The sequence below is a fragment of the Candidatus Tisiphia endosymbiont of Myopa tessellatipennis genome (genome assembly GCF_964031105.1).
GTDB lineage: Bacteria > Pseudomonadota > Alphaproteobacteria > Rickettsiales > Rickettsiaceae > Tisiphia.
This window is the reverse complement of record NZ_OZ035005.1, coordinates 656,130-676,567: the sequence shown is the minus strand read 5'-3', so window position 1 is coordinate 676,567 and position 20,438 is coordinate 656,130. Positions and strand designations below refer to the sequence as shown.

Here is a 20,438-nt window from a genome sequence, read left to right as displayed (position 1 = left end):
TGCAGGAAGTCTACTATATTGGCGTCCATATATGACACTCATGTACCTTATTTCAGCATTTTAGTTACTTTTCTATAATTTTCAAGCATTTTAGTTATTTGCCGATAATTTACTTTACCTATTGGTAGAATTGGTATTTCTTTAACAGGGATAATAACTGGTATATTCTTTTGGTTTGAGTCTATTGAATTTTTATGCATTATTTCTATGAATTTTTCACTATTTATGGTCTGACTTGTGGTCAATAGAAAAATCTGTTTGTCTTTATTATCATCATCAGGGCAAATAGCAACATGCTTACTATCAACATCGATCATATTAGCTAAATCCTCTATTAATATCAGTGACATTACTTCTTCTATTGTAACAAATTGCTGAATATGACCTAATAAGGTAAGATATCCATCTTCATCAATTTTTACTATATCTCCAGTATCATACCATCCCAAACCCAAATCCTCTGATGATGTAGGGTGGATAATTCCAGGATTATTAGAGTGCATATAGCCAAGCATAATATTTGGTCCTTTGATGAATAGTTGTCCTATCCCCTCTATTCCAATAGACCTATTAGATCTCTTTTGAAACTCTACTTCTGCTGGTAATTTATCCGTACTATCGGTACTCTGCTCTTCAAATACATTTGAGTACGCTACGGCTCGAAGCTCCGTGGTTTCTTTAAATTCCTCAGCAAAAGCAAATTCTGCAATAGGTCTATTGTGAATTGGTCTAATATAATATTCTATTTTAGGCATCAAACGCCCTACACTTCCAGCACGATAATGCATTGAGGTATTACAAGATATTATTGGAGATGTTTCTGACGTACCATATCCTTCAAAAATTCTTATACCAAACTTATCAAGCCATAATTCCCTTGTGTCTTTTCTCAGTTTCTCACTACTGGCAAATACGTATCTTATAGAATAAAAATCGTAAGGATGAGCATAGACAGCATAACCATACAAAAATATATCCGTACCAAACATAATTGTCGCTCCGATATCGTATATTACCTCAGGAATACTCCTATAATGCAGAGAAGACGAGTAAAGAAACACTGGTATAGCATTGAGTGTCATCATTATTGTTCCAGATAAACCAAAACAGTGAAAAAGCGGTAAAGCCATAAAGGCAAAATCATCAGGACTAAAATGTACCTTAGCTAGAAGTTGGCATCTATTAGCCTGCAAGTTCCTATGTGATAATACTACAGCTTTAGCTGTTGCTGAAATACCCGAAGTAAATACTACAACTGATGGATCATTATCATCATAACTGCTACATATGTTGTTGTAATAACTTTGTGGGAAGAAGCTGGCAATAATAGCCTTAATTTTTAAATATAAACCAATTCTTTGTGTTAAATCTTCAAGGTAAATAATTTTTATATTGTCTACTAAGATTTTTGCCACCACTTCCTGTAATCCAGCTTTTTCAACAAACTGTTTTGAAGTATATACCATTTTAACTGACGTTGTTTTACATGAAGCCACTATATTGCTCACCTCACTCATATAGTCAATCATAACTGGTCGACGGCAGCAGGCTTGCATAGCATAAAAAGTAACCATAGTTTCAACCATATTAGGTAGCATAAGACCTACATAGTCAGCCACTTCCGTATCCTGTTTTATTAAATTTGCTAAAGTAAAAGATCCCAATATTAATTGGCGATAGGTAACAGATTTATCATCAATATCTTGTATTATTTTTTTGTTAAAACCGTAAGCTTTTGCTGTCTCAATTAGAGACTGAAATATAGTATTTTGATAATCAGAGCTTTCAAACATCATATCAGCCATGATATCATAAAGAGCCTGACCTATATATTTACGCTTTTCCCTATTATCTATATTTGGCTTAGAAGGAAATTTTACTGGTGGTAGAATAGTGATAGTAATCTTAGGAAATATCCGTGTTTTTAGTATATTTTTAAGTTTGGAAAAATGAGTAAATTGTGTACCATCTATTCTTACAGGTAGAATTGTCGCATCAGATTTCTCAGCAATCATGCTAGGTCCTTCATATATCTTCATTAAGGAACCAGTAATACTTATTCTTCCTTCGGGAAATATAGCAATTTTTTTATCTTTTTGCACCTCTCTAATCAAAGTTTTTATAGCCATTGCATTAGTGGGATCAACCGGCAGTGTTTTTGCCATTTTTAGAAATGGTCTTACCCACAATGCTTTAGCTATAGTTGTATTAATGGCAAAAGTCATTTCTTCAGGTAGATAAGTTGCAAGTAAGGCAGGATCAATATATGAAATATGATTAGCTATAATTACTGATCTTTTGCCAGCTTTATAAAAATTTTCAATGCCTTTAACTTCCACTCTGTACATACAATCAAAAAGAAATTTTAAAATAGCTCGGTTAACAGCAAAAGGTACTATTTTTACTTCAGGAATTAATTGATAAATATAATAAGCTACCACTATGTTAAGCAGGCTAATAAATAGTATAACGGATGGTATCGAATATTCCCAATAGAATAATAAAGAAAGTATTACAGTAGACCCAGCCATAAATAAAGCATTAACAAAATTATTTATAGCAATTATTCTACTGCGATGAGCTGAGGAGCTAAAATATTGTAATACTGCAAAAAGTGGAACAATATATAACCCCGCAATGGCAGATATAAAAAATAAGTCTATAATAATCCGCCAATTATGCTTTTTAGATAAAAAGACAAATATACTCTTTAATTGTTCCGGTTCATAATGCACTGCACTAATTCGACTGGCAAAAAATAAATCAATCCCAAATATACTGATACCAATCGCTGAGACAAAAACATATTTCGTGGTAATCTCATTGCCAAAAATCTTACTACACCAAAAAGAGCCAACCCCTACTCCAATTGAAAATGTTGCAAGGAATAAATTAGCAACATTTTCATCTGCTCCAAAAGTATTTTTAGCAAGAGATGGAATTTGAGCAAGTATTGCTGCACTGATAAACCAAAACCAAGATATACCGAGAATTGCCAAATATACTTGCTTTTTAGCTTGGGCATATTTAATCATTTCTATACTTTCACGAAATAAATTTAAATTTATTTTAATTTCACAGTTAGAGTTATTCGATTTTGGCATAAAATAACTAGCAATAACGCCAACTATAGCAATTATTATCAGAATAGTGATTATTAAATTGCCACTTATGGTGTAGTATCCTCCAATAATAGTACCAACTAAAATAGAAATAAATGTTCCTGCCTCAACGAATCCATTAGCTCCCAATAACTCATTTCGGTATAAATGGTCTGGTAGAACACTATACTTGATTGGTCCAAAAAATGTCGAATGTATACCCATAAGAAATATAGATAAAAAAAGTATTACTAAACTATTATCAAAAAATCCATAAGTAGCAAAAAGCACTATGGATAGTTCAAATAATTTAATGATTTTAACTAAAGTTGATCGCTCGTACCTATCAGCCACTTGCCCTGCAATACTTGCAAATATTACAAAAGGTAATACAAAAACGGTATTAGCCGCTAGCACAAGCAATTGGGTTGATTCTACCAATTGACTAGATAGTTTATAGGTAATTAATATAATTAACGCATTTTTTAGTAGACTGTCATTTAGACAACCACAACATTGTACTATGAAGATAGGCAAAAAACGCGTATCTCTAAATAAATATAACCGATTTGATTGCATGTTTTCTCCAAAGACATATTTAGTTGCGGTATAGTATGTAATTTGTTACTCGATAATCAAGTTTTTTCTAAGTCATAACAATTGGCTTATTGCAAGGCAAATTTTTGTGTTAGTTTTTATAATACTGAAACTCTTAGGTTAATAAGGTTATAAAATTTATTTTATAAGTAGTATTAACAGCACTAAAGTATAGGTTTTTTCCTCTGCAAAATATAATTTTTTTAACAATTTTAAAAAACTTGATTATCGAGTGTTACTTTATGTCAAATAATCTGAATCTTTATTATTATTAACATTATGTCTTTTCCCCATGGCAGCTAAAGGATGAATAGAAGCAAGGTGGTCAAATATTCTCTCCTTATACCATTTCTGAAAACTAATCATCACGTCGTCGTACTTCATAATCTCCGCTCCTCACGTATTAGTTGTCACACTACTGGACAAAAAGGTTAGGTTGGTTGCACAAAGTGTAACTTAAACAATTTTATGATTAAGGAATCAAAAAATTGCTTAGAACGACTATAAGCTTGTTTAATTGATCTTATACCTAACTGTAGTACAGAATAACTCCTACATCCTAGCGTTTTCTTCATTTTTATCGGTTGCTCTTGCTCTCCAATTGCTCCTATTTTTATTGCCATTGCATATGCTATAAATAAACATTTTATAAAATTCTCTAATCGCACTTTACTCTTTATATGCGCATCTTCCATTCTAAAACCATTACTTTTGCACCCTTTAAAGGCAGCTTCGATATCCCATCTCTTGAACGTATTTAGTCTTGAATCTTTCATCTCAAAATGATTATATAGTAATTCGGCTAGTAACATAGAGTACCACAGATTTTTTTGTGTTCAATCTAAAATACTCTATTTACTAGCTCTTGCAACCACCCCATCTCTTTTGTCCAGTAGTGTGATTAGTTGTACGCTCCGATACTCGACACTCGTACTCCGAGTAGCAATTTAGTTTTGAGAAATGGTATTAGTTATTGCCTCATCATATCTTGCTTGCACTCTAATCCAAAAACTATCTGATAAACCAAAATATTTTGCTAGTAATAGAGCGGTTTCAGTGCTAATATTTCTTTGTTTATTGAGGATATCTGTTATTCTATTAATGGGTACTTCAATATCTTTAGCTAATCTATAAGCTGCAATACCGAAAGGTTCTAAGAATTCAGTCTTAAGTATTTCCCTAGAATGTATAGGATTAATCTTATGCATGTAAGTTACATTTTATTTATGATAATCAATTATTTCTACTTCGTAAGCATCACCATTGTTCCAAGCAAAGCATATTCTCCATTTATCATTTATATTTATTAGCCTTGTCACCTTGCAATTTCTCTAATCTATTTGCAGTGGGTATAATCAAATCGTCTAAGATATTTGCTGCATCAATCATTGCAAACTTAATAAGAGCTTTTTGGGATATTTCAAAGAATTTCTTATCATACTTATATTCTTCAAATAGTATATTTGTCTTTTTACACTTAAAACTTTTCGCCATCATTCCCTGACTAACATAAAATTATATTTAATTCATAAATGAGGTAAAATTTTATGTATAGATTCTTTAAGATTATTTTTAATTTTCTGAAATTCTTCCGTGATATTATTTAGTTTACTTATTTTTTCTAAAAATTCTTTCATTTCATTTTTTTTAAGTAATGGTATGTGTATATTACAAAGCTGTTCATAAGTTAAGTTTGCTCTAACAGCTCCATATTTTGTATCGTATTTGCCAATAATGGCTAAATAATATTTTGACTTTAAAATATGTAATAAATATTCGGATGGTAGAGTATCTTGGAATTTTTTTAAAACTCTAAAGACAATATAAATACCACTTACATAACCACCGCTTAAATCCTCAAAGACTAAACCTAAAGAACCAACATTAATCCTATGCGGATTATATACCAAATCTCCAGCTTGAACCTGCTTGTATTTTTGGTTTATGTCCTCACCTTTTAAAATTTCATTGTCAAAAACACCAATACTATTACTTACACCTAAAATTCTAAAATCTGTAATTGGCTGTAAAGACGGCTCTGTTTTTTCTGTTATCTCCTCAATATAATTACCAAGTTTTATAATCTCGCCTTTTAAATTAGCAAAAATATCAAAATAATCATAAATCCATAAACTATAACCATTTTTGGCGATTTCAGTTGATGCTATTATAGCAGACTCAATTTCCGAAACAGTCTTTTTATTATTGAAAGCATCAAGTGCAGCTGGCAAATCATTGTCCTTAATTGGCTTCTTTCTTGAACCAAGTTCATGACCGACCGCATTAACTGCAAAAAAGAATGTGTTTGATATCTTTCTGTTTTTCTCGAAATATACAATGCTTGTTTTTGTTGGTGTGTAAGGTTCAAAAAGCTTTCTTGGCAATGAAACAATAGAAACATTTGATGAGTTATTAAAAATATACTCTCTTACCTTTCCAACATCGCCCCCATCTGAAAGAAAATTTTCTTTTACAAGTAAACAACCTCTACCACCTAGTTTTAAAGCTTCAAAGCAATGCAAAGCACAAATAGCGTCCCCATTATTTGATTGAATGGGATACAAATACCCAAACCTTGTTTGTTGCGAATATGGTGGATTTGTAATTACAATATCATATTTTTGATTTACATAATCAGAAATGGTGTCTTGTTTTTTGATATTACTATGTCCGTCTCCGAACAAAATCATATTCATTTTTGCAATTCTTGCATTTACAGTAATCTCAGAACCATAAATTGTTTTTTTTCTTAGAATATTTTGCATCTCATCGTTAAACGAAGTTCTGATTTTTAAATATCTAAACGCTTCAATTAAAAACCCTCCTGTACCACAAAAAGGGTCATAAATGGTTTCGCCAATTTTAGGATTAACCATACTTATCATTGTTCTTACAATGTTTCTAGGTGTAAAATATTCGCCTAAATCTTTAATTTTGATGCCTTGGTAAGCATTTTTTAAAAAATACTCAAAAGCATCACCATTCACATCACTATTTGAAGCTGTAAGGTTAAGTTTTGAAAGCTCACAAATAATTTCTTCAAAAATATCAGGTGAACTAATAGGAAATGCTTCGTTAAAAATATCACCATATTTCTTGTTAATCTTAATCCAAACAACATCTTTTACATATTGATACAATTCTTTTCCTTTTCTCTTAGTAAATGAACTCCATCTAAGATACTCATCTAATGTATTCTCTTCACTTCCACACATCTTTAGAACAGAAATTTCATCAAGAATTTTTAAAAACAAAATATCAGAAAATGCCCCAAATCTATCAAGACCAGCTTGTAATCCATCCTCTCTTAGTAAATTAGCTGCACTTTTAAATACCTTAATAAGTTCGTCTCTTGAATGCTGAATAAAGTTTACCGCAGATAGTATTTCAGAACCCTCATTAACAAATCTGAGTGCCGTATGGTGATTTATAAATTGCCTTACATCTTCCCCATCAATTTTAAGATTACGTCCATTATACAAATATTGTGTTTCAATATAACTACCATTATAAGCAAATATAAGTGGCGTATTTAGTGGTTTAGCATACAAATTCAATGCTTGGTTCATTGCTAATTGTATACTTTCATTCGGTTTTTTTGCCTCAATTATTATTATTGGTTCGTTACTTCCTTCCTTGTATAGTACAAAGTCAGGTATTTTACCGTTAAGTAATTCTTTTTGCTTTGTAAGTTTCACTCTTTGCTGAAAGACGTTACATTTTGGGTCTTTCTCATCGACAATCCAACCAAGATTATCAAGTTGGACTAAGATATCATGCATTACAGATGCTTCTAATCTTTTAGTATACATATAGAATATTCCAATTTTACAAAACAGCTTGTTTTACCAACAAATTAAACATATCGTAATTATCTCTGTTATTATATCTAAAACAGAACTCATCAACGTATTTTTGCGAGTGTTGTGATGATACACGGTAATAAATAACCTGAATGCGGTATAACAAGTTATTCCAAATTCGGTTATATCTATAAATATAACAGATTTTTATGATCCACTAATAGCTGTTTTCATTATTTTTGCGGTATTGCTTATTTTTTTCATCCCCTAACCAGTACATTACTATTACTCATTCTTTAAAAGGCTTATTCTTATCCCAAACTAATGGTTAATTGGAACAGAAAGTACTTTAAATTAAGTTAGCTCTAAGGCTGCTTCTTCTAGTACATTAATTTGATCTCGTATTTTTGCCGCCTGTTCAAATTCTAAATTACTAGCCTTTTCATACATTTCCTTCTTTAATCTATCGATATGAGCTTTCAATTTCACTGGATTGTCTAATAATATATGAGTTTGTTTTTTATTATCTAACTTACTATCCAATTTGTCTAATTCGATTAGTGCATGGATATGGTGATTAATTGTCTGCGGTACTATACCATGTTGCTCATTATATTCCTCCTGAATTTTCCTTCTCCTATATGTCTCACTTACTGCCTTATCAATAGACTTGGTGTTGCGATCTGCATAGAGTATTACCCTTCCTTGACTATTCCTTGCAGCCCTGCCGATAGTTTGAATTAATGAGACTTCAGAACGCAAAAAACCTTCTTTATCAGCATCGAGTATTGCAACAAGTCCACATTCTGGAATATCTAAACCTTCCCGCAATAAATTAATACCAACAATAATATCTATAGTACCTTGGCGTAAATCTCTTATGATTTCCATACGTTCAAGAGTATGAACATTAGAGTGCAAATATGATACTTTATACCCTAATTCTTGTAGATAATTTGTTAAATCTTCTGACATTTTTTTAGTTAATGTTGTCACTAAAACGCGGAATCCTTTATTTATCGTATATTGAATCTCGCTTATCAAATCTTCAACTTGGTTAGTCGCTGGTTTTATAATACATTCTGGGTCTAGTAGTCCCGTTGGTCTGATAATTTGCTCGACCATAATCCCTGCTGTTTCTTCCAATTCAAAAGACCCAGGTGTTGCTGAGACAAAAACCGTCTGAGGTCTAAAATCTTGCCATTCTTCAAATTTTAATGGTCTGTTATCTAAGGCTGATGGAAGGCGAAACCCGTGTTCTACTAATACTTCTTTCCTTGCCCTATCGCCATTATACATTGCTCTAATTTGCGGGACAGATACGTGACTTTCATCGACAAATAGTAAAGCATCTTTGGGCAAATATTCAAATAAGGTTGGCGGAGGCTGCCCATTTGCTTTACCAGTTAGGAATCGAGAGTAATTCTCAATGCCTTTACAGCTGCCAGTTTCTATCATCATTTCCATATCATATTGGGTACGCTGATTTAATCTTTGAGCCTCTACTAATTTATCATGTGCTTTAAGAAATTCTAAGCGTCGTTGTAATTCTTCCTCAATTTGCGATATAGCATTTTGTACTACTTCTTTAGGTGTTACAAAGTGGGACTTAGCATAAATCACAGCTTGATCCAATTTAGCTAATTTTTCACCTGTAAGCGGATCAAATTCGCTTATATATTCAAGTTCATTGCCAAAAAATGACAATCGCCAAGCTTTATCGTTATAATGTACTGGAAATATGTCAATATTATCACCTTTTACCCTAAACGTACCACGTTCAAACCCCACATCATTACGCTCATATTGTAAATTTACTAAGTCATTAAGCAATTTATCTCTAGCATAAATTTCCCTAGACTTAAGGCTTATTGTCATCTGATAATAAAGATTTGGTGAACCAAGACCATAAATACAAGAAACTGAGGATACAACAATTACATCCCGACGTTCCAGCAGTGACCTAGTGGCAGAGTGTCTTAATAAATCTATTTGTTCATTTATCGAAGAATCTTTTTCTATATAAGTATCGGTTCTTGCAATATATGCTTCAGGTTGGAAATAATCATAATATGATACAAAATATTCAACGGCATTATTGGGAAAAATTGCCTTCATTTCTGAATAAATTTGGGCAGCTAATGTTTTATTATGTACCATAATAAGTGATGGTCTACCGGTTCTCTCAATAATATTTGCCATAGTGAAGGTTTTACCAGAACCAGTAATACCAAAGAGTATTTGTGAACGCATTCTAGATTCAAGACCTTTAACGATTTCATTAATTGCTTTTGGCTGATCGCCAGCTGGACTATATTTAGATACTATTGAAAACTTATTTATCATTAACTTGTAACTTGCTAAAAGTTTATTATATGTGGATAATAGTCTTATAACTATAAAAATAGGATAACAATTATGCACAAAATGATTCTATACACTGTCATAATTTATACATTAACATATTGTCCTTATTGCACTAAGGCAAAAAAACTACTTAATCGAAAAAATATATCTTACAAAGAAATAATCGTAGACAATTATAATGACAAGCAAAGATTAGAGTTGCAAGCTAAAGCTAATGGACAACGTACATTACCACAAATATTTATTAATGATAAGCATATTGGTGGCTGTGACGCTCTTCATAAACTTGAAGAAGAAGGTAAGTTAGATGAATTAGTAAAATAATATCATATAATTATGACAGCAAAAATTCTAAAAATAAATGTATTAAGTCATGGTAATTTGGCTCGAATATACTTGACTTACGGGTAATAATAATTTACTTTAACGCAGGTTACATGGCGGATGTAGCTCAGTTGGTTAGAGCATCAGATTGTGGATCTGAGGGTCGCGGGTTCAAGTCCCGTCATTCGCCCCATATTCGTTAGGTTAAAAATTCTTCTCTCAGATAAAGCCATAGGGTAATTTAAAAGTCACGATCAGTAGTTGCTATTAGCGAAAAAGATCTATTGTATTTTCATGTTTGAGAAGCAGCAATAAATTAAGCATTCGTAGCTCAGCTGGATAGAGCGTTGCCCTCCGAAGGCAGAGGTCGTTGGTTCGAATCCAATCGAATGCACCAATTACTTAAAATCTAGGGATTACAAGGCTACCAGCGTACTTCTGGGGGCAGAGACATTAATATTGCTTCAACGTTGCCATCTGTCATTAAGCCAAACATTGTCCCACGATCATATAATAAGTTAAATTCAACATATCTACCACGACGCACCAATTGATAATCCTTTTGTTCATTAGTCCAAGGCAGTAGCATCTTTGTTCTAACAATTTCAGGATATACTGTTAAAAATGCTTGTCCTACGTCCTTAGTAAAAGAAAAATCATTATTAAAATTTCCAGTATTTAAATAATCATAAAATATACCGCCTACTCCCCTTGGCTCATTTCTATGTTTTAAGTAAAAATACTCATCACATTGTTTTGTAAATTTAGGATAATAATTTGGATCATGTTTATCACAAGCATGTTTAAAAGCATTATGAAATTTTGTTGTCTCATTTTCATTAGGGTAAAATGGCGTTAGGTCTCCACCACCGCCAAACCAATGATTAGCAGTTTCAATATAGCGGGTGTTGAAATGTACCGCTGGTATCAATGGAGAAGTAAGGTGAGCCACGATAGAAATACCAGTAGCAAAGAATTGCCTACTATTTTCCGTACCCGGTATATTTTTACTAAATTCTAGAGATAATTCCCCAAAAACTGTAGAAATATTAACACCAACTTTTTCAAATAAGTTACCACGCATTACAGACATTACGCCACCACCACCATTTTTTCTGTCCCATGGTGATCGTATGAATCTCGTAGGAGCTAAACCTTTCGCCTTACTATATTCAAGTTCAATTTTCTCGAATTCAGTACATACTTGATCACGTAAATTTGTAAACCATGTTATTGCTTTTTCTTTGTTGCTGGTCATAGTAATTTATACCATCACTATAGTGGGAGTGTTAAAACAACTTATTATCTCTTTCTAGTTTTGAAAGAATTCCTGCTAAGTAAACATCTTATTTCATTTCTCATAAAATAAATGATAACTAAAAATATACTAGAAGTAGTCATAATATAAAAGGCAGGGGCATAAAACAAGCCTGTTTTTTCAACAAGCCAACGAGAAATAAGAGGAGAAGTACCACCAAATATAGTAATACCCAAATTATAACTAAAGGATACCCCTGAAAATTTTTGTTCAGGAGTAAATAAAGATATAATAAAGCTATAGGCTGCCCCAGCTATTGCCCCACTAAGAATACCTAAGATAGTTAGTGCTAGAATTTGTTGCCACATGAACAGTAATGACATAGATAACAAAATAGGTAAAGCTAATATCAAGATTGCTAAGCTTACTAAAGCTAAAGTCTTAAATTTTCCAATAATATCAGTTAATCCACCAAATAATGGCATAGATACCATCGATATAAAATTTGCATATAACATATAAGTAAGAGCAATTGTATTATCAAGGTGCATAACATCATGGTAATACACAATGATATAGGTTTTTACTAAATAGACGACGCTACTAGCAACTGCACCTGTACAAAAGGTTAAAAACATCGCTTTCCAAGCTGTCTTAACTACGTTGATAAAAGGTGCTTTTAAAGTTTTCTTTTGTTCAGCTAACATTTTGAAAATTGGAGTCTCTGATACACGAAGACGCAAATAGAAACCGACAAGCCCCATAGCTCCACCTAGTAAAAATGCAAAACGCCAAGCAAAATCAAAATGATAAAAATATTGTTCAATAATAATTCCTACAAGGGTGGCTATTAACGTACCAGCCATATTTGAGCCATGTACTAAACCAGCAGTAAAACCTGGTCGTAAATTTTGATGATGTTCTAGAATAAAAATAGCAGCTCCAGCCCCTTCACCACTAATACATAAGCCTTGAAAAAGACGCATTATGATTAATATTATCGGTGCATAAACTCCTATGTCATGATAAGAAGGAATTAGTCCCATAGTAAATGTTGGTATAGTCATACCAAGCATGGAAATAATTAAGGCTATACGCCTTCCATATTTATCGCCAACATAACCAAAAAATATACCACCAATTGGTCTAGTAATGAATCCTAGTGCAAATACCCCGAGAGCCAACAATATTTGTAAAAATTTTGAGCTTGAAGGAAAAAATGTATGACCAATTACTAATGAAAATACTGAATATACTGTGAAATCGTAATATTCCAGTATATTGCCTGAAATTGCTGATAAAAAAACGGATTTAGGTTTGCTCATCTATATCTTATCAATCAAATTTAATTAAATCGGATTATAGACTACTTAACCAACTTATAAAGTGTAAAATAATTTTATTTTTTGCAACAAGCTATATATATTACAGGAAAGTTAATTATTATTTAATATATAGTGATTATTATACAATACAGGTAGATAATAATTAGTAGTTTATATCATCTATAGCTTGATCTTTTTGACAAGCTCTTCCACTATGTATGTTGTATAAATATTTTTTATTAACTTTAATGAGTTATAATTATGGGCGACATAGGTGGAACAAAATTAGGTAAAATAGATAAAATACAAGAAAATAGGATTCTCTCTATCTCAGGTGGTGGAATTAAGGGGGTTGCTGAGTTGGTTGTACTTGCAGCGATTGAGGAATATACAGGCAAACCTATATCTAAATTATTCAATATTATTGCTGGCACTAGCGTTGGGGGATTAATTGCAACTTTATTGACCATCCCTAAAGAAGAGGGATCAACAGAACCGCTTTTTTCAGCAAAACAAGCTTTAGAGCTATGTGAAAATACTGCTGCTGATATTTTTCCACAAAAATGGTATTTTAATGGACCAATCGGTAGGATATTCAGCCATAAATATAGTCAAAAACCTCTTAAAGCAATGTTAGAAAAATATTTGGATAATAGTACATTGGATGAGGCTATAAGTCGCGTTATTATACCTGTTTTTGACGTAGGTGGCAAAAATGATCCTAATAAAGTTTTTGATAGTCATGCCCCTAACAGCCCACTAAAAAAAGAGGTAGTTCTTGCTACTACGGCAGCTCCTACTTATTTTAAACCTGTTGTTAGTAAAGAGGGTGTAGGTGGTTTTGGCTATGATGCTGGAGTACCTTATGCTTTTGTCGATGGAGGCTTAAGTGCTAATCGTCCGGCAGCATCAGCTCTAGGAGTACTGAAAGAAGGGCTAACTATTGAAAAACAAGTAGAAATGTTAAAACATACGACGATTTGTGCTATCAATTTTGAACAAACTAATAAAGAAATGGAGATACCATCAAAAAAATTGGATGGTTGCATAGGTTGGGGAACTAAAGGCAACATAGTAAGCAAAATTACTAAAGCTACCGAAAGTAGTGCTACAAATGAAGTTAAAAAAGATTTACCAAAAGCTGGTCAATTTACAGAGATATTAATTCCTATACCAAAAGAATGTAAGAAATTGGATAATGTTGAGCCAGATAATATAGCTAAATTAAAAGAAATTGGTAGGCAATATGTAGAAAATAACAAAGAATTACTTGAGAATCTCTATAAAACATTGGTTGAGAGTGTCAATAGAGAAGAGAGCTTAAAAGCAGCAAACATTGACGAATCTAATGTTTCTAGTGTGTTAGTAGCGAGTGATAATACTGATGATGAAGGACAAGATAATAATGCTTCCAGTACTGTTAGTAATCGTGTAATATCGAATGAATGTGATAAACAACAATTATTGATTAAAGATTTAAATGATAGTCAATATGAAACTCTACAAAAAGGCTTGAGTACTTTAACTCCTAGGGAATCTCAGCTTTTGGAAATGTTCTTACAAGTATTAGATAATACACAAATTGAAGCTCTATCCGGTCGGATTAGCTCAATCATCAACGGTAATCATACAGATGAGATACCTGAGTTAACTAATTCTCAAAATATGCTTCTTAGCTCTTTTAGTAAGATGTTTATACCTGATAATGATTATGCTTCGCTTTCGAATACTTGTGGTCAAGAAGCTTTAGCTCAAGAAGTACCGTGTGATGGAAGAGGCTCAGATTTTTCACACGCTCCTCCTGAAGTGTATTAATTGTAATTACCCCAATTCAGGATAAGAATTAACTAATTCTTATCCCGAATTCGCGTCTGTTGAGTATATCCTTGATATTTACAGAAGATAGCATAAAATAACCAAGCAGTGAATTGCTTATGAGTTTGTTATGTTACATATATCTATTAAAAACAAGGATGTTGTTTCTTTAGAAGAAAAACAACATCTATTTCATCTCGTTGATCCGAGTCCTTGGCCAATCCTGACTTCATTTGCCTTATTGCTTTTAGCTAGCGGTAGCATAATGTTTATGCATGCATATAGATTTGGTGAATATGTTTTTGGAGCTGGTATTCTTTCAGTGATTTTTTGTTTATATTCATGGTGGAGTGATGTAATTAAAGAGGGATTAATTGGAAAACATCATACGCAGCCAGTAAGAATCGGCTTAAGGATAGGTATGGCACTATTTATTTTGTCAGAAATAATGTTTTTTGCTGTATTTTTTGGATCATTTTTTAAAGCAAACCTTTTCCCTGTAGGACTGCTAGATGGTGTATGGGTGGTAAAGCCTGGTGTATGGCCTCCTGCTGGTATTCAAACATTTGATCCTTTTGACATTCCTTTTATTAACACATTGATTCTTTTGTTGTCCGGTACAACAGTAACTTGGGCACATTATGCTCTTGAGGAAAATAACCAAAAGGATTGTATGACCGCTCTTAGCTTTACCATAATACTTGGTGTATTTTTTAGTTTAATGCAAGCTTATGAATATCATCATGCAGCTTTTGGTTTTAAAGATGGAATCTATCCTTCTAATTTTTACTTAGCAACAGGTTTTCACGGAGTTCACGTAATAATTGGCACTATATTTCTAAGTGTTTGTTATTATAGAGTGCGGCGAGGTGACTTTGTGAAAGGTAATGGTCATTTGGGTTTTGAATTTGCAGCTTGGTACTGGCATTTTGTCGATGTAGTATGGTTGTTTTTGTTCACTTTTGTATATGCTCTTGGAAGATAGACTGTTAAAATATAGATATGTTTATATTATTTTCTTTACCTGATTTAATACGTCTTCAGCATGTCCAGCTACTTGTACTTTTGACCAAATGTAAGCTATCTTGCCTTTTTTATCTATTAAGAAAGTAGCTCTATCAACTCCCATATATTTTTTACCAAACATTGATTTTTCTACCCAAACTCCATATTTTTCACAAATATCAGAATTAGAATCTGATGCAAGATCAAAATCCAAACAATATTTTTTCTTGAATTTATCGTGAGAATTTAAGTCGTCCTTTGATACACCAATAATGACAGCATTCATTTTTTCAAATTCTAGTTTTAATTTATTAAAGTCACCGGCCTCGATAGTACAACCTGGTGTATCATCTTTAGGATAAAAATATAATACAACAACCTTTCCTGTTAAATCTGACAAATTGATTTTACTATTATCACCTATTGGCATAGTAAAATTTGGTGCAATATCGCCTATTTTTAATGTCATAACTACTCCTTTATATTTATTTTATTAACTAATTTCTTTTAGACAAATTACAAATCATAAAAATTACTGCTAACGAAATCGCTAATGCAAACCAAGTTATAGCATATTCTAAATGATTATTTCTGACATTCAACAAATTTTCAATCGACAAACTTTTAAGAATATCAGATCGATTGTTATTACCCTCCATAACTAAATAAAAATCTTCTAATTTTAAGCCAAGAACATCAGAGGCTTGAGTTAAATCCAAGGTAAACCAAACATTGTTTTTAACATCATTATCCAGTACAAACAGCTTTGTTTTTTCACCGGGAAGAATTACACCTGTAATTTCCATAGAGTTATCTATTATATTATCAATATTTTTTTTATGCCTCCCAGCAAACCACCCTAGTACAACCAAGATTATCTTGTTATCATCAGTTTGAAATGGGGTAACTAAATAATAACCATCTTTTTCAGTGGACATTGATCTGCGTCCATAAAGATGTAAATTCTTACCCACTAGAAAATAGCCGTTCGCCCTTATTTTAGCATATAATTTATTTCCACTAAGTGTTTTTATATCAATTGGCGGATTATTAAGATTATTTTTCATTGAACTTAAAAACAGTTCTTTTTCCTGTAATCTAGCAATTTGCCAAAACCCAAGTGATAAGAGAATTACAAATGCTAATATAGTAAGTAATAAAGGTAATAATTGAACTTGGCACTTACCGATTTTTAAAGTACTTTTTTTTAAAGTTTGTAACACTATAATTTCTTCATTATTTCTAGTAGTGATTCTAGAGTAGCTAGTTCTCTTTGTCTATTATCATTTAGGTATATAAAAAACTCCAAATTAAATAGCTTTAATGCTTCTGTTAATGATTTGGGGAATGACACTAAATTATATTGTTGATCAAAAGCATTGCCATATATTTTGTTGATATTATTTATTTTATCAGGAAATTTTAAACCTAGAAATATAGAGTTTAAAATAGTAAAAATTGCTAAATAAGGATCAGTTAGTGGATTTGCTATTCTATGTTCTAGTCTTTTAGGAAAGAGGTCAGGGATACGCAGTGCAACAGTTCTATTATTATTACCAAAAGATACATTAGTTGGTGCCATAAAATTCTTATCCAAACGAAGGTAATCATCTTCATTTGGCATGAATATCAAGAAAGTGTCAAGCATATAATGACAGATACTTTGACCTATTAGATCAATATTAAGTATACTCTTCTCCAAATCATTTGGGGATATAAAATTTACATGAAAATGCATACTACTACCATAATCGCTTGCAAATGGTTTGGCAGAAAAATTTACATTACCCCGTAATTTTTCTGCAATAATTTGTATTTTAGACTTAGTGCTACTAATTTTTTCTATATACTCAATTATGTTAGTGGAAGGCGGCAAATCTACCTCAAATTGATTAGCTCCTTTTTCTTTCTTAACTGCTATTCCAAGTAGAGTCTGAAATTCGAGAGGATCAATATTTTTGCTTAAATAAAATTCTATTTCTACTCCGATGCAAGCTATTAGCGAGTAGTCTGTTTGAAATTTCTTAATGATTTTTTGTAAAGCATTGTTCTTTTGCAAATGATCTGATAGTGTATGGATAAATTGCTGTAGGGTGGTCATGTGGATGAGTTTATAAAGAATAAAGTTTATTATAAAATTTTTGATGGAAGCTTCAAGCAATCTAGTCATATTTATAGTAAAAAAAATAAGTTGGGTGATTCTAGTATCTTAGAAAGTGTCGAGAATAATTGGCTAACAGTAGTTAAATATTATGATGCCGAGAATATTGTTATCCTACAGCAAGTGCATGGTAACAAAGTTATTGATGCTGATAGTGATGTTAAGACTGATCCCGAAGGTGATGGAGCAGTTACTACCAAAAAAAATCTAGTACTAACAGTACAAACTGCTGATTGCGTTCCTATTCTACTTAGTAGCGAAGATGGTAAGGTTATAGGGGCAGCTCATTGTGGTTGGCGTGCTGCTAAATCTGGTATCACTAATAATTTGGTAAAACTAATGCATGAGAAAGGAGCAAAAAATATTAAAGCTATTATTTGCCCTAGTATTCAACAATATTCTTATGAGGTAGACCAAGAATTTTACGATAATTTTATAAAGCAGCGGGCTGAGAACTCAAAGTTTTTTAGTGCCTCCTTGAGAACAAAGCATTATATGTTCGATTTACCAGCTTATGTAGAACTTCAACTGCAAGAAGCTGGTATTAAAGATATAACAAAGATGCTAGAAGATACATATACTAACCCTGAGAAATATCCAAGTTATCGACGTTCCTGCCATACTGGAGAATTATATAACCGTACCATATTATCCACCATTGTAATTAAAGGATAAATACTAAATAAATATGAATAATAATAACTTAAAAATAATAGTTGAGACAAAAACATTAACTCATGCTTTGGCTTTTGCCAATTCTGTGGTAGAAAAACGTAACGTAATTGCTGAGCTTAGTCATGTTAAATTATCATCTAAGGATGGTAAGCTAGAGCTAATAACTACTAACATGGAAATATATTTAAGCCAAAAAGTAGCAGCTCAAGTAATAAGTGAAGGCGAAATAATGGTATCTACTAAAACATTAAATGACATAATAAGAAAGATATCTGATAATGATGTAACGCTCAGTGTCTCAAATGAAACAGATCAACTTGAAATTCTAGGAAAGAATTGTGCTTTTAACCTACTAACCCTACATGCTAACCAGTTCCCTGCATTAGATGATATTAATGTTGAAGCTACTTTAAAAATACCTTGTAGTGATTTTGTTAAAATGATCGACGGTACTTTGTTTTCGGTATCCGTTGATGAAACTCGTTATAATCTTAATGGTGTTTATTTCTGTGTAAAAGATGAAGAATGTTATATGGCTAGCACCGATGGGCATAGATTATCAGTGTCAGTAGTAAAAATAGCCAATAATGCTAGCGAGTTTGGAGTTATTTTACCTAAAAAGACTCTTGAGGAAATTGTTAAGATATTGAAAGACCCTAAGAATATTCAACTGGAAACTGAAATTTTTCTAAGTGTTAATAGGATTAAATTTGTTTGTAATGATATTATAATGGTATCAAAACTAATTGATGGAACTTTTCCGGATTATCAAGCTTTTATCCCAGCAGAGAACAACTATAAACTTACTATTAATACCAAGTTGCTAGCTGATGCTATAGATAGAGTAGCGACAATAACTATAGACAAATTTCAAGCAATAAAATTGATTTTATCAAAAGACTTGCTTGAAATTACCGCTTCTGGAGAAGCAAGAGGCGTGGCTAAAGAATGCATACCATGTTCTCTAGATGAAAGTAATTTATGCATTTTTGATCATGAAGATACTCTGTCTATAGGTTTTAATCCTAAATATCTTACTGATGCACTAAGTGCTGTGTTAAGTGCTACTAAAGCAAACCAAGTTGAGCTACACTTTTTAAATGCATCATCACCAATGTTATTGAAAACTCTTCAGAATCCTAAAGATGTTTTTGTGATTATGCCAGTTAAGGTTTAATATTCACCTTAATTCAATGTATACTCGATAAAAATCAAGAAGAAATGAAGTTTTTATAGTAAAAATACTTGCTTTTTAACGTTTTTTTTATTAGTCTGTGCAATCTTCATAGAGTCTAAAATAACCTGACCTTGCCCGCGTGATGGAATGGTAGACATAACGGACTTAAAATCCGTGGGGTGCAAACCCTTGCCAGTTCAAGTCTGGCCGCGGGTACCATTCATTTTTATCAAGACCATTCTTTTTATCGAGGAAAAAGTATATGTTTATTCAAACTGAAATTACTCCTAATCCTAATGCGATAAAATTTTTCCCTAACATACCTGTTAGCCCTAACGAGCCGGTTCATTTTAGTAATCTTGATGAGGCAAAAGGTAAAAGCAGGCTAGTAGTTCAATTATTTAGTATAAATAACGTAAAATCTGTATTTTTTGGTAGTGATTTTATTACTATTACTAAAGAAGAAGAAAGTGATTGGCTAGTTTTAAAACCTGAAATTTTGATGGTTATTATGGATCATTTTACTGCTGGTTTTACTGTCTTTGATGGGGAAAATGGTCAATCTGCCATAAATAATTCTGACGAGATGTCTGAAATCGAACAACAGATTGTAGAAATTATTGAAACACGTGTACGTCCTTCGGTCGCCATGGATGGAGGTGATATAATATATCGAGGATTTGAAAATGGAGTGGTAAAATTAGAACTTCGTGGAGCTTGCCAAGGTTGTCCTAGTTCGGCTATTACTTTAAAAAATGGTATTGAATCAATGCTTAAACATTTTATCCCCGAGGTAGAATCTGTTGAAGCTGTAGATGAGTTATAGATAT

18 protein-coding genes and 3 tRNA genes are annotated in these 20,438 nt (G+C 32.2%); 9 read left to right on the top strand and 12 right to left on the bottom strand.

Annotated elements, in window-relative coordinates; genetic code table 11:
• Positions 1-47: 47 nt before the first annotated feature.
• The 7 genes from AAHN03_RS03430 to uvrB all read right to left on the bottom strand — a co-directional run bounded on the left by AAHN03_RS03430 (position 48) and on the right by uvrB (position 9,844).
• Entirely contained in the window at positions 48-3,680 is a 3,633-nt protein-coding gene (locus AAHN03_RS03430; RefSeq protein ID WP_410521349.1) for an acyl-[ACP]--phospholipid O-acyltransferase, read from the bottom strand.
• 258 nt (positions 3,681-3,938) lie between these two features.
• Complete coding sequence (locus AAHN03_RS03425) at positions 3,939-4,082, bottom strand: hypothetical protein (RefSeq protein ID WP_342279106.1); 144 nt, start codon at positions 4,080-4,082, stop codon at positions 3,939-3,941.
• A 47-nt stretch (positions 4,083-4,129) separates the two neighbouring features.
• Positions 4,130-4,321, bottom strand: a complete 192-nt coding sequence (locus AAHN03_RS03420) for a hypothetical protein (protein ID WP_342267438.1) — start codon at positions 4,319-4,321, stop codon at positions 4,130-4,132.
• 324 nt (positions 4,322-4,645) lie between these two features.
• Complete coding sequence (locus AAHN03_RS03415; RefSeq protein WP_342279105.1) at positions 4,646-4,906, bottom strand: HigA family addiction module antitoxin; 261 nt, start codon at positions 4,904-4,906, stop codon at positions 4,646-4,648.
• An 85-nt stretch (positions 4,907-4,991) separates the two neighbouring features.
• A complete protein-coding gene (locus tag AAHN03_RS03410; protein WP_342279104.1) occupies positions 4,992-5,192 on the bottom strand; it encodes a hypothetical protein in 201 nt (66 codons plus the stop codon).
• A 32-nt stretch (positions 5,193-5,224) separates the two neighbouring features.
• Positions 5,225-7,510 (bottom strand): N-6 DNA methylase, encoded by a 2,286-nt coding sequence (locus AAHN03_RS03405; protein ID WP_342279103.1) that lies wholly within the window; start codon positions 7,508-7,510, stop codon positions 5,225-5,227.
• A gap of 345 nt (positions 7,511-7,855) precedes the next feature.
• On the bottom strand, positions 7,856-9,844 hold the full coding sequence (gene uvrB / locus AAHN03_RS03400; RefSeq protein ID WP_342279169.1) for an excinuclease ABC subunit UvrB: 1,989 nt from the start codon (positions 9,842-9,844) through the stop codon (positions 7,856-7,858).
• Between the two features lie 75 nt (positions 9,845-9,919).
• Here uvrB and grxC point away from each other — a divergent pair, with 75 nt between their 5' ends.
• The 3 genes from grxC (at position 9,920) to AAHN03_RS03385 (ending at position 10,589) form a co-directional block, all read left to right on the top strand.
• Positions 9,920-10,192 carry a glutaredoxin 3 gene (gene grxC / locus AAHN03_RS03395; RefSeq protein ID WP_341762791.1) on the top strand — a complete coding sequence of 91 codons (273 nt, stop codon included), beginning with the start codon at positions 9,920-9,922 and terminating at the stop codon, positions 10,190-10,192.
• A 116-nt stretch (positions 10,193-10,308) separates the two neighbouring features.
• Positions 10,309-10,385: transfer RNA gene (locus AAHN03_RS03390), tRNA-His, on the top strand.
• 127 nt (positions 10,386-10,512) lie between these two features.
• A tRNA-Arg gene (locus AAHN03_RS03385) sits at positions 10,513-10,589 on the top strand.
• A 27-nt stretch (positions 10,590-10,616) separates the two neighbouring features.
• On the opposite strand, the gene hemF is transcribed toward AAHN03_RS03385, so the two are convergent.
• Complete coding sequence (gene hemF, locus AAHN03_RS03380; protein WP_342279102.1) at positions 10,617-11,450, bottom strand: oxygen-dependent coproporphyrinogen oxidase; 834 nt, start codon at positions 11,448-11,450, stop codon at positions 10,617-10,619.
• Between the two features lie 44 nt (positions 11,451-11,494).
• A complete protein-coding gene (locus AAHN03_RS03375) occupies positions 11,495-12,775 on the bottom strand; it encodes an MFS transporter (RefSeq protein ID WP_342279101.1) in 1,281 nt (426 codons plus the stop codon).
• A 261-nt stretch (positions 12,776-13,036) separates the two neighbouring features.
• On the opposite strand from AAHN03_RS03375, the gene AAHN03_RS03370 reads away from it, so the two are divergent.
• Together AAHN03_RS03370 and AAHN03_RS03365 are read left to right on the top strand one after the other, a co-directional pair.
• Positions 13,037-14,590: a patatin-like phospholipase family protein gene (locus AAHN03_RS03370; protein ID WP_342279100.1), complete on the top strand. Its 1,554-nt coding sequence runs from the start codon at positions 13,037-13,039 to the stop codon at positions 14,588-14,590.
• A 130-nt stretch (positions 14,591-14,720) separates the two neighbouring features.
• Positions 14,721-15,575: a cytochrome c oxidase subunit 3 gene (locus AAHN03_RS03365; protein WP_342279099.1), complete on the top strand. Its 855-nt coding sequence runs from the start codon at positions 14,721-14,723 to the stop codon at positions 15,573-15,575.
• 21 nt (positions 15,576-15,596) lie between these two features.
• Here the strand turns inward: AAHN03_RS03365 and bcp are convergent, their stop codons facing one another.
• From bcp to AAHN03_RS03350, 3 genes are read right to left on the bottom strand one after another with little or no spacing between them, the layout of a single operon-like run.
• Positions 15,597-16,064, bottom strand: a complete 468-nt coding sequence (gene bcp, locus AAHN03_RS03360; RefSeq protein WP_342279098.1) for a thioredoxin-dependent thiol peroxidase — start codon at positions 16,062-16,064, stop codon at positions 15,597-15,599.
• A 28-nt stretch (positions 16,065-16,092) separates the two neighbouring features.
• Positions 16,093-16,818: an SURF1 family protein gene (locus AAHN03_RS03355; RefSeq protein ID WP_342279097.1), complete on the bottom strand. Its 726-nt coding sequence runs from the start codon at positions 16,816-16,818 to the stop codon at positions 16,093-16,095.
• On the bottom strand, positions 16,818-17,696 hold the full coding sequence (locus AAHN03_RS03350; RefSeq protein ID WP_342279096.1) for a glutamine synthetase: 879 nt from the start codon (positions 17,694-17,696) through the stop codon (positions 16,818-16,820). The genes AAHN03_RS03355 and AAHN03_RS03350 overlap by 1 nt, the downstream gene beginning before the upstream one ends.
• Here AAHN03_RS03350 and pgeF point away from each other — a divergent pair, their 5' ends adjacent.
• The 4 genes from pgeF (at position 17,697) to AAHN03_RS03330 (ending at position 20,434) form a co-directional block, all read left to right on the top strand.
• Entirely contained in the window at positions 17,697-18,431 is a 735-nt protein-coding gene (gene pgeF, locus AAHN03_RS03345; protein WP_342279095.1) for a peptidoglycan editing factor PgeF, read from the top strand.
• Between the two features lie 13 nt (positions 18,432-18,444).
• On the top strand, positions 18,445-19,608 hold the full coding sequence (gene dnaN / locus AAHN03_RS03340) for a DNA polymerase III subunit beta (RefSeq protein ID WP_341762782.1): 1,164 nt from the start codon (positions 18,445-18,447) through the stop codon (positions 19,606-19,608).
• Positions 19,609-19,741: 133 nt separating this feature from the next.
• Positions 19,742-19,827, top strand: a tRNA-Leu gene (locus AAHN03_RS03335).
• Positions 19,828-19,870: 43 nt separating this feature from the next.
• Positions 19,871-20,434 (top strand): NifU family protein, encoded by a 564-nt coding sequence (locus AAHN03_RS03330; protein ID WP_342279094.1) that lies wholly within the window; start codon positions 19,871-19,873, stop codon positions 20,432-20,434.
• The last annotated feature ends 4 nt before the right edge of the window (positions 20,435-20,438 follow it).